We start from the raw sequence: 16,776 nt of genomic DNA on the forward strand, positions 1-16,776 counted from the left end.
GCATGAGCGCAGCATCCGGAACCATAGGATCGATACCAGCCGCCACGCCCGCTTCGGAGACCGTGGCGCCGCGCCGCATGATCGCGTTCCTGATCATGATCTTCGGCATGTTCATGTCGATCCTGGACATCCAGATCGTGTCGGCGTCGTTGTCCGAAATTCAGGCCGGCCTGTCGGCGTCCGCGACCGAAGTGTCGTGGGTGCAGACCGCGTATCTGATCGCGGAAGTGATCGCGATCCCGTTGTCGGGATTCCTGTCGCGCGCATTTGGCACGAGGCTGTTGTTCGCGATCTCCGCGGCTGGCTTCACCATCTCCAGTTTCATGTGCGGCCTGACCTCGACCATCGACGAGATGATCCTGTGGCGCGCGGTGCAGGGTTTCCTCGGCGCGGGCATGATCCCGACCGTGTTCGCCTCCGCCTACACGGTGTTTCCGCGCAGCAAGCTGTCGATCGTCACGCCCGCGATCGGACTTGTCGCAACGCTCGCGCCGACCATTGGGCCTACGGTTGGCGGCTACATCACGGATGCGGCGTCGTGGCACTGGCTGTTCTTCATCAACGTGGTGCCGGGCATATTGGTGACGCTCGGCGTACTCGCGCTGGTCGATTTCGACCAGCCGAACTTCGCCTTGCTCGACAAATTCGACTGGTTCGGTTTCGCGGCGATGGCGGGTTTTCTCGGCTCGCTCGAATATGTGCTGGAGGAGGGGCCGCAATATCAATGGTTCGAGGACGAGTCGGTCGCTATCATGGGCGTCGTCTGCGCGATTTCCACAGTGGCGTTCTTCTACCGGGTGTTGACCGCGAAAGAGCCGATCGTCGATATCCGCGCCTTCACCGATCGCAATTTCGCGGTCGGCAGCATCTTCTCTTTTTGCGTCGGCATCGGCCTTTACGGCATGACGTATATTTATCCGCGCTATCTCGCCGAGATCCGCGGCTATAACCCGCTGATGATCGGCGAGACGATGTTCGTCTCCGGTCTTGCGATGTTTATGACCGCGCCGCTGGTCGGGCGGCTGATGAACAAGGTCGATCCGCGCTATATGATCGGCGTCGGCCTGCTCGTGTTCGCGCTCAGCACATGGCAGATGACGTGGATCACGTCGCAATATGATTTCTACGAGTTGCTGTGGCCGCAGATTTTCCGCGGGCTCGGCATCATGCTGGCGATGATCCCGGTCAACAACATCGCGCTGGGCACGCTGGCTCCTGAGCGCATGAAGAATGCCTCGGGACTGTTCAACCTCACCCGCAACATGGGCGGCGCGGTCGGGCTAGCCCTCATCAACACGGTTCTGAACGACCGCACCGATCTTCACATCTCCCGTCTGCATGACGTCGTGAACTGGGGCAACGCCAGCGCGGTGGACATGCTGAACACGCTGACGCAGCGTTTTCAGGGAATGGGCGATGCGCAATTGATGGCCTTGAAGGTGTTGTGGCAGCGCGTGCATCAGCAGGCGTCGGTGATGGCCTATGCGGATGCTTTCTACCTGCTGACGATTTTCTATATCGGATTGAGTCTGCTCGTCGTCGTGGTGAAGCGGCCGAAGCCCGGCGCCGGAGCTGGCGCGGGGCATTAAACTCTTCCCATAAGGCGAAGGGCCCGGTGCGGTTGCGCCGGACCCTTCATGGATCATCGCTTGCGCGATGCGGATGTCAGCCAGCCTGTAAGCCGGGTTCTGTAGGGCCTGCATGGTTTGCACCACGCAGACGTGACGGCCATTCCTCTGGGACGCGGATTGCTCCGCGCCTCTGGCAACCTACCCGGATGGCGGGCCCGACACGGCCCCGCGGAGTTATCGTCCAAGGACGAACTGTCCGCTATGCCATCCCTATTCGGTCTTGCTCCCGGTGGGGTTTGCCATGCCGTTGCCGTTGCCGGAAACGCGGTGCGCTCTTACCGCACCTTTTCACCCTTACCGCGCGCTCCTTGCGGAGGCGGGGCGGTTCGTTCTCTGTGGCACTTTCCCTGAAGTCGCCTTCGCCGGACGTTATCCGGCACCGTATGTCGATGGAGCCCGGACTTTCCTCCCTTGCGACCTTTCGATCCTGCAAGAGCGGCCGTCCGGCCGACTGACGCTGACCACATGGCGGTTTCGGCTACCGGCGTCAAGCCGCGTACGGATTGCGTGACAGGCGAGGTTAAGGCCGCGCAAAGACCTCAGGCGACCGGCGAGGCGTCCGGCAGGGTTTCGAGCAGGTTCTGCAACGTCGTCAGCGTCGACTGGTCCGCGATGCCGTCGATGCGCTCGGGGCGGAAATGGCGCTGGAATGCCGCCACCGCGTCCATCGTCACGCCGTCATACTGACCGCTCGGCAGGACAGGGTAGCCGTAACGAACCAGTGCGCGCTGCAACGCCATGATCTCGTCGCTGGTGGTTCCCAGAAACTTGCGATCGCTGTGCGTGAGCGGGGTTGGCTCGACCCAGTGGCCGACGCCGGAATCGGCCAGCAGCCGCCATGGAAATTTCTCGCCGGGGTCTTTCTTGCGTGCAGGTGACACATCGGAGTGCGCCAGCACGCGATGCCTTGGCAATTTCCGCCGCAGCATGATGCCCTTGCACAGCGCGATCACCGCCGCGACCTGGCGTAAGGGGAAGTCCGGATAGCCCAGATCATGGCCGGGATTGACGATCTCGATGCCGATCGAGGCGGAATTGACATCGCTGTCGCCATCCCATGACGCCGTGCCCGCATGCCAGGCGCGGTGGGACTCCCGGACGCACTGGATAATGTTGCCGTCTTCCATCACGACATAATGCGCTGAGACTTCGGTGCCGGCGGTGCACAACCGCTTCAGCGCGCTCGAAGCATCGGACATGCCCGTGTAGTGCAGCACGATCATATCGGGTTGGCGTCCGCCCTTGCGGTCATTGAAGTTCGGGGACGGCCGTACGTCGAAGACGACGGACGAATCCGGAGTAAAGCTCACCATATCGTCTTGCGACCCAAGGGGGGATGCCAACCGTTCGCGGCGTGCGGCGAATCCAGCAGATGCGAACGACTCAAACGACATGTGACAACCAAACGAGGCAGGACCGCGACGCATTCAGCGGCACCGTCAGTATCGCGCTCCCGGAACACGAGGTGCAATCTTTGGGTTCCGTTTATCCACACCCGAGCCGGAGAGCGGCGAACGCCCGATTGAAGGCCGTTATGGCGCTCATCAACCATTCCTTAACGATAATTACCGCTACTGAAGGGTGAAGAACCGCGCCCGATTTGTGCCCAATCGCGGTTCCCCCGGTGCGCTTACCCATGGCCGACTCTCGCCATACAGACGGAACTCCGCTCATGACGACGCTGCGCCGCGGATTTCCGGCAGGCGGGGCATTGCGCGCGCGCGTGGAAACGGGCGGAAGGCGGAATCGTTATCGGGCAGGGGACGATCGGAATCCGGTGAGGAGCGCGGCATGAGCACGGCCTCTTCCCGCCACATCTCCGTTCTCGGCCGCGAGGCGGTCGAGTTCCTCGCGCCGCGTGATGGTGGCGTTTATGTGGACGCGACCTTCGGCGCGGGCGGCTACAGCAAACGCATTCTCGAAGCCGCAGGCACCCGTGTCATCGGCATCGACCGTGACCGCACCGCGGTGGCCGAGGCGTTCGATCTGGTCGAACGCGCGGAAGGCCGCCTGACGGTGGTGCAGGACCGGTTTTCCAATCTCGCCGAGGTCTGCGCGGCGGAAGGAGCGCCGCAGGTCGACGGCATCGTGATGGACATCGGCGTGTCGTCGATGCAGCTCGACCGGGCGGAGCGTGGCTTTTCGTTCCGCCATGACGGGCCGCTCGACATGCGCATGGGGCAGGACGGCGCGAGTGCCGCCGACGTGGTCGCGGTGGCCTCGGAAAAGGATCTTGCCAACATCATCTACATCTTCGGCGAGGAACGGCACTCCCGCGCCGTGGCGCGCGCCATCGTCAAGGCGCGGCAGGAAAATCCGATCGTCACCACCAAGGTGCTGGCCGACATCGTGTCGAGCGTCGTGCGGGCGCGCCCGAACGAGATTCATCCTGCGACCCGCACGTTTCAGGCGCTGCGGATTTTCGTCAACGAGGAACTGGATGAATTGCAGACCGCGCTGCATGCCTCCGAGCGCGCGCTCAAGCCGGGCGGCAGGCTGGTGGTGGTGTCGTTCCATTCGCTGGAAGATCGCATCGTCAAGAACTTCCTCGCTGCCCGCGCCAAGCAGGGCGGCGGTTCGCGCCATTTGCCGGAAGTCGAGCAGGCCGCGCCGAGCTTCGAGATTTTGACCAAGCGGCCGGTGGTCGCCAACGACAACGAGACGGCGGCCAATCCGCGCGCCCGCTCCGCGAAGCTGCGCGCGGCGCAGCGCACCGCCAATCCCTCGCATCATGAGGATACGACGTTCGACTGGCCGACCCTGCGCTCGGTGATGAAGGGGGGGCGGTCTTGAGGGTCATCCATTTCCTCGTCATTTGCGCGCTGGTGATCTCGGCGGCCTATGTCTATCGCATCAAGATGGACTCGACCGTGCGCACCGAGCGCGTGCTGCGGCTGCGTGCCGATATTCGCGAGGAGCGCAACAAGATCGCGGCGCTACGTGCGGAATGGGCCAAGCTGTCGTCGCCCGCGCGATTGCAGGGGCTGGTGGAGCGTCACCTCCAGCTTCGGCCGATCGAGGCCAACCAGTTTGACTCCCTGAAGAACCTGCCGCCGCGCCCGCCGAGCTACATCAAGCCGAACGATCCCGATCCGATCGGCGCGATGATCGATGTCGTCAGTCCGGATGAAGCGACAGGCTCGATCCCTGCGCCCGCACCGGCGCCGTCTTCATCCGCAGCCACGGGAGGCGCGCAATGAGCGACGGCGTTTCCGTGACCCCGGCCGAGCCGCTGCGCCAGCGGCTGATCCGCAAATTGCTGTATGGCAATGTCGACCGCGCCGCCAAGGCGCGCGCGCGCGTCGGACTTGCGATGCTGGCGTTCTCGGCGGTCTTTGCGGTCATTGCGCTGCGGCTCGTGATGTACGGCGTGATGGGCGACACCCATAATGGACGCCGTGGCGGCGCGCAGGACGCGGTCGCGACCGCGCGACCCGATATTCTGGACCGCAACGGCGAAATCCTCGCGACCGACATCAAGGCGGCCTCGCTTTATGCCGAACCGCGCAAGCTCATCGACAAGGATGAGGCCATCGAGCTTCTGACGGCGACGCTGCCCGATCTCGATCCCGGCGAAGTGCGCGACCGGCTGTCGTCGCGCAAGGGCTTCGTCTGGCTCAAGCGCGAACTGACGCCGAAGCAGCAGCGGGACGTGTTCAAGCTCGGCCTGCCGGGCGTGGGCTTCCTGCGCGAGAACAAGCGCGTCTATCCGACCGGCCGCGACGTCTCCCACCTGATCGGTCTTGTGAACATCGACAATCAGGGCATCGCCGGCATGGAGAAGTGGCTCGATGGCAACGGCCTCGCCGATCTGCATCGGGCGGGCTTCGCCACCGACCGCCAGCAAGAGCCGATCGAATTGGCTGTCGATCTGCGTGTCGAGCACGCGCTGCGCGACGAACTGGTGAAGGCCAAGGAGAAATTCCACGCCAAGGCGGCCTCCGGCATCGTCAGCAATGTTCATACCGGCGAAATCGTCGCGATGGTGTCGCTGCCGGATTTCGATCCGAACAACCCGAAGGAAGCCAACGATCCCGACCGGATCAACCGCCTGACCACCGGCGTTTATGAAATGGGTTCGACCTTCAAGGCGTTCACGCTGGCGATGGCGCTGGATTCCGGCAAGACCACGCTGAATTCGATGTGGGACGTGCGTGCCCCGCTGCAATATGGCCGCTTCCGGATTCATGACGATCATCCGCTCGGCCGCGCGATCAACACCAAGGAGGTCTTCACCTATTCCTCCAACATCGGCGCGGCGCGCATCGCGCTGTCGCAGGGCATCGAGGCGCACAAGGCGTTTCTCGCCAAGATGGGACAGTTGACGCGGCTGCGCACCGAACTGCCGGAAAGCGCCTCGCCGATCCTGCCGCGGCACTGGGGCGAATTGAATACCGTGACCATCGCTTTCGGTCACGGCATCGCGGTCGCGCCTTTGCAGGCGGTGATGGGCATCGACGCGCTGGTGAACGGCGGTTATCTCATTCCGCCGACTTTCCTCAAGCGCACCCAGGCTGACGCGATGAAGCTCGCCAGGCGCGTCATCAAGCCGGAAACCAGCGACAAGATGCGTTTCCTGATGCGGCTGAACGCCGAGGTCGGAACCGCCCGCAAGGCGGACGTGCCGGGCTATTATATCGGCGGCAAGACCGGCACCGCCGAGAAGGTCATCAACGGCCGCTATGCCAAGAAGAAGGTGCTGAACGCCTTCACGGCGATCATGCCCGCCGATAATCCGCAATATCAGTTGCTTGTGATGCTGGATGAGCCGCAGGCGCTGCCCGAAACCCATGGGTTCATTACTTCGGGCTGGAACGCCGTGCCGACCGGTGGCAAGGTGATCGCGCGGATCGCGCCGCTTCTGGGTATCAAGCCGCGCTTCGATTTGCCGCCGTCCGAGCGCCTTATTCTTGCGACATCGAGGGAGAATCGGTAAGCGCAACGGGTTGCCGCCCGCCTTTGGCTAGGGGAGTGGATTTGGACATCCGCGACCTTCGGACCACCAGGATCCCATGAAACTACGCGAACTTTTCAGCGGTGATGCCGCTTTCGACCAGCAAACAAGTGAGCTTGCGGTGGCGGGACTGGCCGTGGACAGCCGCGCCGTGGGGCCGGGCGATGTATTTTTCGCACTCGGCGGCAGCAAGACCGATGGCGCACGCTTTATCGATGCGGCCGTTGAGGCTGGAGCCGTCGCGATCGTGGCGGATCACGCGCATTCCGCCGCCGTGCCTGTCATCGTTACGTCAAATCCGCGCCGGGCGCTGGCGCTGGCCGCCGCCGCCTTTTATCCGCGTCAGCCGCGAACCATCGCAGCGGTCACCGGCACCAGCGGCAAGACCTCGGTCGCGGCGTTCACGCGGCAATTGTGGGACAGCCTCGGTTATGATGCGGCAAGCCTCGGCACCATCGGCATCGTCTCGCGCCACCGCAACGTCTACGGCTCGCTGACGACGCCCGATCCTGTGGCGCTGCATCGCGCCCTCGATGAACTGGCGGGCGATGGCGTGACGCATCTCGCGCTGGAGGCATCCTCGCACGGTCTCGACCAGCACCGGCTCGACGGCGTGCGGATCGCGGCGGCGGCTTTCACGAACCTGTCGCGCGACCATATGGACTATCATCCGACCGTCGAACATTACCTCGCGGCCAAGATGCGGTTGTTCACGGAATTGAGTCGTGAGGGCGCGCCCGCGGTAATCGCCGCCGACCATGAACATTCCGCCGCCGTGATCGCGGCTGCGCGTGCACGCAGGCTCGATGTGATGACTGTCGGGCGGCGCGGCGAAAGCATCCGGCTCGTCGAGACCGCGATCGACGGCTTCGCGCAGATAATGACAGTCGAACATCGCGGGCAGGCGTATCGGTTGCGCCTGCCGCTGGTCGGCGAATTCCAGATCGAGAATGCGCTGGTTGCGGCGGGGTTGGTGATCGCCACGGGCGGCGATGCTGCGAGAATCTTCGCGGCGCTGGGAAAGCTCGAAGGCGCGAAAGGGCGGCTCGAATTGATAGGCGAGCGAAACGACGCGCCGGTGTTCGTTGATTACGCGCACAAGCCCGACGCGCTGATGAAGGCGCTCGAGGCGCTGCGGCCTTACGCGAAAGGTCGTCTTGTCGTGGTGTTCGGCGCGGGCGGCGACCGCGACGCGGGCAAGCGGCCGTTGATGGGCGCCATCGCCACGCAATATGCCGATGCGGTGATCGTCACCGACGACAATCCGCGCAGCGAAAAGCCCGCCGCGATCCGTGCCGAAATTCTGGCGGCGGCAAAGGGCGCGAAGGAAATCGGCGACCGGGCGGAAGCGATCCGCTCCGCTGTAGCCTCGCTTCAACCGGGTGACGTGTTGCTGATCGCGGGCAAGGGTCACGAGACCGGGCAGATCGTGGGAGATAAAGTGTTGCCGTTCAGCGATCACGAAGCGGCGTTGGCCGCGCTCGCGGAGCATGCCGCATGACCGGACAGCTCTGGACGATTGCCGCGATGGCGGAGGCGATGAAGGCGGAGCGTAGCGGCCCGCTGCCGGAAGGCGTGACCGGCATCTCTATCGACAGCCGCACCATCGCGCCGGGCGAGGCGTATTTCGCGATTCTGGGCGACGTGCATGACGGCCACGCCTTTGTCGAGGCGGCGCTGAAGAACGGTGGCGGCGTTGCCGTGGTCGGGCAATCGCATCGCGACAAATTCGCGGATGGTCTGCCGCTGCTGGTAGTGCCGGACGTGCTGGCGGGCCTTGCCGATCTGGCGAAGGCGTCGCGTGCGCGCTCGCATGCGAAGATCGTCGCCGTCACCGGTTCGGTCGGCAAGACCTCGACCAAGGAGGCGCTGCGCACGGTGTTGCAGACGCAGGGCGAAACTCACACCTCGGCTGCGTCCTTCAACAATCACTGGGGCGTGCCGCTGTCGCTGGCGCGTTGTCCGTCGAGCGCGCAGTTCGCGGTCTTCGAGATCGGCATGAACCATGCGGGCGAAATCGAGCCGCTGGTGAAACTGGTGCGCCCGCATCTGGCGATCATCACCACGGTGGAGCCGGTGCATCTCGAATTCTTTTCCGGCATCGAGGCGATTGCCGATGCCAAGGCGGAAATCTTCACCGGACTTGAGCCGGATGGTGTCGCCATTCTCAATATCGACAATCCGCAGTTTGCGCGCCTGCGGGACAAGGCGAAGGCCGGTGGCGTCTCCCGTATCGTGACGTTCGGGGAGAATGCGAAAGCAGATGCGCGCCTGCTTGACGTTGCGCTTCATGGCGAGTGTTCCGCCGTCCATGCCGATCTGCTCGATCATGATGTGACGTATAAGGTCGGCGTGCCGGGCCGGCACATGGCGATGAATTCGCTCGCGGTGCTCGCGGCGGCCACACTGGCTGGGGCCGATCTCGCGCTGTCGGCGCTCGCGCTGTCGGAATTCCGGCCCGCCGCGGGACGGGGCGTCCGCCAGACGCTCGAACTTCCGGGCGGGGCGGTGACGCTGATCGACGAAAGCTACAATGCCAATCCGGCTTCGATGACGGCGGCCATGAGCGTGCTGGGTCAGACCGGGATCGGCCCGCGAGGCCGCCGGATCGCGGTGCTGGGCGACATGCTGGAGTTGGGTCCGAAGGGTGCGGAATTGCACGCGGGCCTCGCCGCGCCCGTCGCGGCCAACAAGGTAGATTTGGTCTATTGTTGCGGGCCTTTGATGCATGCCTTGTGGGATTCTCTTCCCTCGGCGAAAAAGGGGGGCTATGCCGAAGACTCGGCGAAGCTCGAATCGCAGCTCGTCGCGGGAATTCGCGCGGGCGACGCGATCATGGTCAAGGGATCGCTCGGCTCGCGCATGAAACTGATTGTGACCGCGCTCGAGAAGAATTTTCCGAGCGGCGTGGATGCTGACGATCTTACAGTATAGGCGGCTTGCATGTTTTATTGGTTGACCGATCTCGCGGGTACGATTCCGGGCATCAATGTCTTTCGCTACATCACCTTCCGCACCGGCGGCGCGATGGTGACCGGCGCGTTGTTCGTATTCATGTTCGGACCCTGGATCATCGATCATCTGCGCCTCGCACAGGGCAAGGGCCAGCCGATCCGTGTCGATGGCCCCCCGACGCACCTCGTCACCAAGAAGGGCACGCCGACCATGGGCGGGCTGATGATCCTCTCCGGTCTTGTCGTCGCGACATTGCTGTGGGCAAACCTGCGCAACCCCTATGTGTGGGTGGTGCTGATGGTCACGCTAGGCTTCGGCTTCGTGGGCTTTTATGACGACTATCTGAAAGTCACCAAGCAGACCCATGCCGGGTTTTCCGGCCGCTTGCGGCTTGCGGTGGAAGGGCTGATCGCGCTGCTCGCCTGCGCGGCGATTGTCTGGTCGGCGCGCGATTCTGCCGTGACCCAGCTCGGCATTCCCTTCGTCAAGGACTTCGCTATCAACCTCGGCTGGTTCTATGTGATCTTCGGCGGCTTCATCATCGTCGGCGCGGGCAACGCCGTGAACCTCACCGATGGCCTCGATGGTCTCGCCATTGTGCCGGTGATGATCGCGGCGGCGAGCTTCGGCATGATCTCCTATCTCGTCGGCAACGCGGTGTTCTCCGAATATCTGCAAATTCGCTACGTCGCGGGCACCGGCGAACTCGCGGTGCTGTGCGGCGCGGTGCTCGGTGCCGGTCTCGGCTTCCTCTGGTTCAACGCGCCGCCGGCCTCGATCTTCATGGGCGACACCGGTTCGCTTGCGCTCGGCGGCATGATCGGCAGCATCGCGGTCGCGGTGAAGCATGAGATCGTGCTCGCGGTGATCGGCGGGCTGTTCGTGTTCGAGGCGCTGTCGGTGATCGTGCAGGTGGCGTCCTTCAAGCTGACCGGCAAGCGTATCTTCCGCATGGCTCCGATCCATCATCATTACGAGCAGAAGGGCTGGACCGAGCCGCAGATCGTGATCCGGTTCTGGATCATTGCGGTGATGCTGGCGCTGGCCGGCCTGTCCACGCTGAAGCTGCGGTGAACTCATGATTCCCGTTACCTGTTTCGAGGGGCAGACTGTCGCCGTGTTCGGGCTCGGCGGCTCGGGTCTTGCCAGTTGCCATGCGTTGAAGGCGGGCGGTGCGGAAGTTGTCGCGGGCGATGACAGCGCCGAGCGGTTGGCGCAGGCCGCGAAGGCGGGCTTCATCACCGCCGATCTGCGCAGCGTGTCATGGGAAAATTTCGCCGCACTCATTCTCACGCCCGGCGTGCCACTGACTCATCCCGCTCCGCATTGGACCGTCGAGATGGCGCACAAGGCTGGCGTCGAAGTCATCGGCGATGTTGAGTTGTTCTGCCGCGAGCGTCGGCGGCATGCGCCGAGCGCGCCGTTCGTCGCCATCACCGGCACCAACGGCAAATCCACCACCACGGCATTGACGGCGCATCTGATGCGCGAGGCGGGTTTCGACGTGCAGATGGGCGGCAATATCGGCACCGCGATCCTGTCGCTGGAACCGCCCGCCGCGCGGCGTGTGCACGTCATCGAGATGTCGTCCTACCAGATCGATCTCACGCCATCGCTCGATCCGAGCGTCGGCATTCTGCTCAATGTCACCGAAGATCACATCGATCGCCACGGCAGCATCGAGAACTATGCCGAGGTGAAGGAGCGTCTTGTTGTCGGCGTACAGCGCGGGGGCACCGCGATTATCGGCGTGGATGATGATTTCAGCGCCAAGGCGGCGCGCAATACGGAGCTTGCGGGCAAGCATGTCGTCACCGTCTCGGTGCAGCGCAGGCTGGAGGACGGCGTGTTTCTCGAGGGTGAAACCATCGTGCGCGGCGCGGCTGGTGGTATGGCGAAGCTCGCCGATCTGCACGGCATCGGCTCATTGCGCGGAAGGCACAATGCGCAGAACGCGGCCTGTGCCGCGAGCGCCGCGCTTGCGCTCGGCGTGCCGTTCGACGTGATGCAGCGGGGGCTGCGCAGCTTTCCCGGCCTCGCGCACCGCATGGAGCAGGTCGGGCGCAAGGGCGACGTGCTGTTCGTCAACGACTCCAAGGGTACCAATGCCGATGCGGCGGGACGCGCGCTGTCGTCCTTCAACGACATCTACTGGATCGCGGGCGGCAAGCCGAAAAGCGGCGGCATTGAATCGCTGCGTGAGTTTTTTCCGCGCATCCGCAAGGCTTACCTGATCGGCGAGGCGGCGCAGGAGTTTTCCAAGACCCTCGAAGGCGTGCCGCAGGAAATCTCCGGCACGCTGGATGAAGCCGTGCCGCATGCGGCGCGTGATGCGGAAGCGGCGGGCGGGCAGGCTGTGGTGCTGCTGTCGCCGGCCTGCGCCTCGTTCGACCAGTTCCCGAATTTCGAGGTGCGGGGCGATCATTTCCGCAAGTTGGTGATGGCGCTTTCGGGCATCGCGCCGGTCAAGCCGTAAAAGTTTTCACATCTCGTTAACCCTCCCGAAACCATGATCGGCGACCAATGGCGGATAACCGCCCGGGGACTGCCGCCATGATGTCACGCGAACAACGCACGCCGCTGAGCGAGTGGTGGTGGACCGTCGACAAGCTGTTGCTGGCGGCGATCATGGCGTTGATCCTGGCGGGCGTGATCCTGTCGCTGGCGGCGAGCCCGCCGGTCGCGACCCGCATCGGCCTCGATGCGTTTCATTTCTTCAATCGTCATGTCCTGTTTCTGGTGCCCTCGATTGTCGTGATGATCGGGACATCGTTCCTGTCGCCGAAGCATGTCCGCCGCAGCGCCCTGATCGTGCTGGCGATCAGCATGGTGCTGATCGTGGCGACGCTGCTGTTCGGCCCGGAGGTGAAGGGGGCACGGCGCTGGATCACCATCATCGGCGTCAACATTCAGGCATCCGAAGCAGCCAAGCCCGCGTTCGTCGTGGTGGTGTCGTGGCTGTTCGCGGAATCGACGCGGCGGCCGGAAATGCCGGCGACCTCGATGGCGCTGGTTCTGCTCGGCATGCTGGTGACGCTGCTGGTGCTTGAGCCGGATTTCGGCCAGACCATGCTGGTGCTGATCGTCTGGGGTTCGCTGTTCTTCATCGCGGGCATGCGGATGGTCTGGGTACTTGGTCTTGTCGGCATATCGTCGGTCGGTTTGTTCACGGCCTATCTCACGGTGCCGCATGTCGCCGCGCGCATTCAGCGATTCATGAACCCGGCATCCGGCGACACTTTCCAGGTCGATCTTGCCGCGGATTCCTTCATGCAGGGCGGCTGGTTCGGGCAGGGGCCGGGCGAGGGCACCGTGAAGCGTCTCTTGCCTGACAGCCATACCGACTTCGTGTTCGCGGTCGGTGCGGAAGAATTCGGCATCGTGCTGTGCCTCGCGCTGCTGGCATTGTTCGCCTTCATCGTGCTGCGTTCGCTGTCGCGCGCCTATGCAAGCGAGGATCTGTTCACGCGCTTTGCGGCCTCGGGTCTCGCCATCATGTTCGGCACGCAGGCCTGCATCAACATGGCTGTGAACCTGCATCTGATGCCCGCCAAGGGCATGACGCTGCCCTTTATCTCCTACGGCGGTTCGTCGATGGTGTCGCTGGCCTACGGCATCGGCATGCTGCTGGCGCTGACGCGGCAGCGGCCGAGCGTCGAGATGGATTCGCTGGGTGCGGCCAATGCGGTGCGCGCCTACGCCTGAGCGCACGATATGATATGATGGCGTGATGACGGACGCTCCCCTGATATTGTTGGCGGCTGGCGGTACCGGCGGGCATCTGTTTCCCGCCGAGGCGCTGGGTGCCGTGCTGATGAAGCGCGGCTATCGCGTGCGGCTCGTCACCGACGACCGCGCCGTGCGCTACAGCGGCCTGTTTTCCAGCGATATGATCGACGTGGTGCCGAGCGAAACCCTGCGCGGGCGCAATCCGCTGTCGCTCGCGCGCACGATGGCGATGCTGTCGGCGGGTGCGGCGAAAGCCGGGCTGTTGATCCGCAGACTGAAGCCCGCCGCCGTGGTGGGCTTCGGCGGTTATCCGACGCTGCCGCCCTTGATGGCGGCGAAGCTGCTCGGCGTGCCGTCCCTCATTCACGATTCCAACGCGGTGCTCGGCCGCGCCAACCGGCTGTTGTCGTCGCGTGTCAATGCGATTGCGACCTCGCTGCCCGGCGTGCTGGATCGCGATCCCGCGCTCGCCTCCAAGGCGACGACAACCGGCACGCCGATGCGCTCGAACATCCTCGCGGCTGCTGCCGTTCCGTTCAAGGCGCCGGAGACGGCGGGGCCGTTTCGCCTGCTCGTCGTCGGTGGCAGCCAGGGTGCGCGCGTGATGTCGGACATCGTGCCGGCCGCCATCGAACAACTGGAGCCCGCGCTGTGGAACAGGCTGTCGCTGATCCAGCAGGTACGCGATGAAGACATGGCGCGTGTCCGCGCTGTCTATGAGCGCCTGAAGATTCAAACCGAACTGGCCCCGTTTTTCAGCGACCTTCCGGCGCGGCTGGCCGCAAGTCACCTCGTGGTGTCGCGCTCGGGTGCGGGCACGGTGGCCGAACTCGCCGCGATCGGGCGGCCCTCGATATTGGTACCTCTGCCGGGTGCCATCGATCAGGATCAGTTCGCCAATGCGGGCGTGCTGGTGGATGCGGGCGGCGCGATCCGGATTCCGCAATCCGAATTCACGCCGCATCGGCTGGCGTCGGAGATTTCCGCGCTTGCGGCCGAGCCGCAGCGGTTGGCCGAGATGGCCGCGAATGCCCGCAGGGCGGGGCGGCTCGATGCCGCCGACGCCTTGGCCGATCTGGTCGTGAAAGTCGCCGGAATCTAGCGTCTTGAGACTGATTTAGCCCTTGTCAGGGACCGCCGAAGCGAGGCATCCAAGAGGGTATGACAAGGATATTTGCATGAGACTGCCGCGCGAAATCGGACCCATTCACTTCGTCGGTATCGGCGGTATCGGCATGAGCGGCATCGCCGAGGTGCTGTGCAATCTCGGTTACACCGTGCAGGGCTCCGACGCCGCCGAGAACGCCAACGTCGTGCGCCTGCGCGACAAGGGCATCAAGGTTTCGGTCGGCCACAAGGCGGAGAACGTCAACGGCGCGGACGTGCTGGTCGTCTCCACCGCGATCAAGCGTGACAATCCGGAGCTGATGGCAGCGCGCGCGCAGCGCATTCCCGTGGTGCGCCGCGCGGAAATGTTGGCCGAACTGATGCGGCTGAAAAGCTGCATCGCCATTGCCGGAACCCATGGCAAGACCACCACGACCTCGATGGTTGCGACGCTGCTGGATGCGGGCAATCTCGATCCAACCGTCATCAATGGCGGCATCATCAATGCCTACGGCACCAATGCGCGGCTCGGCGAAGGCGAGTGGATGGTGGTCGAAGCCGACGAGAGCGACGGCACGTTCCTGAAACTGCCGGTCGATGTCGCCATCGTCACCAATGTCGACCCCGAGCATCTCGATCATTTCAAGACGTTCGAGGCGGTGCAGGAAGCGTTCCGGCATTTCGTGGAAGGCGTGCCGTTTTACGGTTTCGCGGTGATGTGCATCGATCATCCCGTGGTGCAGGCGCTGGTCGGCCGCATCGAGGATCGCCGCATCATCACCTATGGCGAGAATCCGCAGGCCGATGCGCGGCTCGCCGATCTGCAACCGTTCACGGGCGGCTCGAAGTTCAAGGTCGAGATCCGCCATCGCAAGACGGAAGCGGCGCATGTCATTTCCGATCTGGTGCTGCCGATGCCGGGGCGTCACAACGCGCTCAATGCGACGGCGGCGATCGCGGTCGCGCACGAGGTCGGCATGTCGGATGAGGCCATCCGCAAGGCGCTGGCGGGCTTTGGCGGCGTCAAGCGGCGCTTCACGCGCACCGGCGAATGGAACGGCGTCACCGTCATCGACGATTACGGCCATCATCCGGTGGAAATCGCGGCGGTACTGAAGGCCGCGCGCGATTCCACCAGGGGCCGGGTGATCGCCGTGGTGCAGCCGCATCGCTTCACGCGGCTGCAATCGCTGTTCGAGGAATTCTGCACCTGCTTCAACGATGCGGACATGGTGATCGTCGCCGATGTCTATCCGGCGGGCGAAGCGCCGATCCCCGGCATCGATCGGGATTCCTTCGTGCTCGGCCTGCGCGCGCACGGCCATCGCGAGGTGATTCCGCTGGAGGGCGCATCGCAACTGGCCTCCATCGTCCGCCGCATCGCGCAGCCGGGCGATTTCGTCGTCTGTCTCGGTGCGGGCAGCATCACGCAATGGGCTTATGCGTTGCCGGACGAATTGAAGGCGCTGGACAAGTGAGCTTTCCCGATATCAGCGCCGATCTGAAAGCTGCGATGCCGCAATTGCGCGGACGGGTGCTTGCGAATGAACTGCTGGGGCCGCTGACATGGTTTCGCGTCGGCGGACCGGCGCAGATTCTGTTCACGCCCGCTGACGAGGACGACCTCGCTTATTTTCTCTCGAAGCTGCCGAAGGAGACCCCGGTCTACGTCATCGGTGTCGGCTCGAACCTGATCGTGCGCGATGGCGGCGTCGAGGGTGTCGTCATCCGTCTGTCGCCGCGCGGTTTCGGTGCGGTCGTGGCGGAAGGCGATACGGTGCGCGCGGGCACCGCAGCGCTCGACAAGCGTGTGGCGGAAGCGGCCGCAGTGGCCAACATCGGCGGGCTTGAGTTCTATTTCGGCATTCCGGGGTCAATCGGCGGCGCGCTACGCATGAACGCTGGCGCGAACGGCGGTGAGACGAAGGATGTGCTTGTCGAGGCGCACGGAGTCACGCGCAGTGGCGAGAAGGTGACGTTCAGCAACGCGGAGATGAAATTCGTCTATCGCAGCCATGGCGTCGATCCGTCGGTCATTTTTACCTCGGCGTTGTATCGCGGCATCGTGACGGAGCCCGAGAAAATCCGGGCGCGGATGAACGAGGTGCAGCAGCATCGCGAAACTGCGCAGCCGATCCGCGAAAAAACAGGCGGCTCCACTTTCAAGAACCCGCCGGGTCACAGTTCATGGAAATTGATCGACGCGGCGGGCATGCGCGGTTTCCGCGTCGGCGGCGCGCAGGTCTCGGAGATGCACTGCAATTTCCTCATCAATACCGGCGATGCGACGGCGCATGACATCGAGACGCTGGGCGAGACGGTGCGCGAGCGCGTCAAAGCGCAGTCCGGCATCGATCTGCATTGGGAAATCAAACGGATCGGCGTTCCGTAGTTTTTTTC

General features: G+C 64.0%; 13 protein-coding genes and 1 other RNA gene. 12 read left to right on the forward strand and 2 right to left on the reverse strand.

Annotated features, from left to right (window positions below; genetic code table 11):
- Window positions 1-2: 2 nt before the first annotated feature.
- The gene (locus tag AFIC_RS04790; RefSeq protein WP_275248013.1) at window positions 3-1,589 is read left to right on the forward strand and encodes a DHA2 family efflux MFS transporter permease subunit; all 1,587 of its coding nucleotides are present in this window, start codon (window positions 3-5) and stop codon (window positions 1,587-1,589) included.
- Between the two features lie 72 nt (window positions 1,590-1,661).
- Here the strand turns inward: AFIC_RS04790 and rnpB are convergent.
- Together rnpB and AFIC_RS04800 are read right to left on the reverse strand one after the other, a co-directional pair.
- Window positions 1,662-2,086, reverse strand: an RNA gene (rnpB, locus tag AFIC_RS04795) — RNase P RNA component class A.
- An 84-nt stretch (window positions 2,087-2,170) separates the two neighbouring features.
- The gene (locus AFIC_RS04800) at window positions 2,171-2,944 is read right to left on the reverse strand and encodes an N-acetylmuramoyl-L-alanine amidase (RefSeq protein WP_275248014.1); all 774 of its coding nucleotides are present in this window, start codon (window positions 2,942-2,944) and stop codon (window positions 2,171-2,173) included.
- Window positions 2,945-3,422: 478 nt separating this feature from the next.
- Between AFIC_RS04800 and rsmH the strand changes: the two genes are divergently transcribed.
- From rsmH to murB, 11 genes are all read left to right on the forward strand, one after another.
- The gene (gene rsmH, locus AFIC_RS04805) at window positions 3,423-4,424 is read left to right on the forward strand and encodes a 16S rRNA (cytosine(1402)-N(4))-methyltransferase RsmH (protein ID WP_275248015.1); all 1,002 of its coding nucleotides are present in this window, start codon (window positions 3,423-3,425) and stop codon (window positions 4,422-4,424) included.
- Window positions 4,421-4,831 carry a cell division protein FtsL gene (ftsL, locus tag AFIC_RS04810; RefSeq protein ID WP_275248016.1) on the forward strand — a complete coding sequence of 137 codons (411 nt, stop codon included), beginning with the start codon at window positions 4,421-4,423 and terminating at the stop codon, window positions 4,829-4,831. The genes rsmH and ftsL overlap by 4 nt, the downstream gene beginning before the upstream one ends.
- The gene (locus AFIC_RS04815) at window positions 4,828-6,567 is read left to right on the forward strand and encodes a peptidoglycan D,D-transpeptidase FtsI family protein (protein ID WP_275248017.1); all 1,740 of its coding nucleotides are present in this window, start codon (window positions 4,828-4,830) and stop codon (window positions 6,565-6,567) included. The genes ftsL and AFIC_RS04815 overlap by 4 nt, the downstream gene beginning before the upstream one ends.
- 76 nt (window positions 6,568-6,643) lie before the next feature.
- Window positions 6,644-8,086: a UDP-N-acetylmuramoyl-L-alanyl-D-glutamate--2,6-diaminopimelate ligase gene (locus AFIC_RS04820; RefSeq protein ID WP_275248018.1), complete on the forward strand. Its 1,443-nt coding sequence runs from the start codon at window positions 6,644-6,646 to the stop codon at window positions 8,084-8,086.
- The gene (locus AFIC_RS04825) at window positions 8,083-9,519 is read left to right on the forward strand and encodes a UDP-N-acetylmuramoylalanyl-D-glutamyl-2,6-diaminopimelate--D-alanyl-D-alanine ligase (RefSeq protein ID WP_275248019.1); all 1,437 of its coding nucleotides are present in this window, start codon (window positions 8,083-8,085) and stop codon (window positions 9,517-9,519) included. Before AFIC_RS04820 ends, AFIC_RS04825 begins: the two co-directional genes overlap by 4 nt.
- 9 nt (window positions 9,520-9,528) lie before the next feature.
- On the forward strand, window positions 9,529-10,614 hold the full coding sequence (mraY, locus tag AFIC_RS04830) for a phospho-N-acetylmuramoyl-pentapeptide-transferase (protein WP_275248020.1): 1,086 nt from the start codon (window positions 9,529-9,531) through the stop codon (window positions 10,612-10,614).
- Between the two features lie 4 nt (window positions 10,615-10,618).
- Window positions 10,619-12,016, forward strand: coding sequence for a UDP-N-acetylmuramoyl-L-alanine--D-glutamate ligase (gene murD, locus AFIC_RS04835; protein WP_275248021.1), 1,398 nt, complete (start codon window positions 10,619-10,621; stop codon window positions 12,014-12,016).
- Between the two features lie 77 nt (window positions 12,017-12,093).
- Window positions 12,094-13,245 (forward strand): putative lipid II flippase FtsW, encoded by a 1,152-nt coding sequence (ftsW, locus tag AFIC_RS04840; protein ID WP_275248022.1) that lies wholly within the window; start codon window positions 12,094-12,096, stop codon window positions 13,243-13,245.
- A 22-nt stretch (window positions 13,246-13,267) separates the two neighbouring features.
- Window positions 13,268-14,371, forward strand: coding sequence for an undecaprenyldiphospho-muramoylpentapeptide beta-N-acetylglucosaminyltransferase (gene murG / locus AFIC_RS04845; RefSeq protein ID WP_275248023.1), 1,104 nt, complete (start codon window positions 13,268-13,270; stop codon window positions 14,369-14,371).
- Between the two features lie 76 nt (window positions 14,372-14,447).
- Window positions 14,448-15,854, forward strand: coding sequence for a UDP-N-acetylmuramate--L-alanine ligase (murC, locus tag AFIC_RS04850; RefSeq protein ID WP_275248024.1), 1,407 nt, complete (start codon window positions 14,448-14,450; stop codon window positions 15,852-15,854).
- Window positions 15,851-16,768, forward strand: a complete 918-nt coding sequence (murB, locus tag AFIC_RS04855) for a UDP-N-acetylmuramate dehydrogenase (protein WP_275248025.1) — start codon at window positions 15,851-15,853, stop codon at window positions 16,766-16,768. Before murC ends, murB begins: the two co-directional genes overlap by 4 nt.
- The last annotated feature ends 8 nt before the right edge of the window (window positions 16,769-16,776 follow it).

Source organism: [Pseudomonas] carboxydohydrogena, from assembly GCF_029030725.1.
Lineage (GTDB): Bacteria > Pseudomonadota > Alphaproteobacteria > Rhizobiales > Xanthobacteraceae > Afipia > Afipia carboxydohydrogena.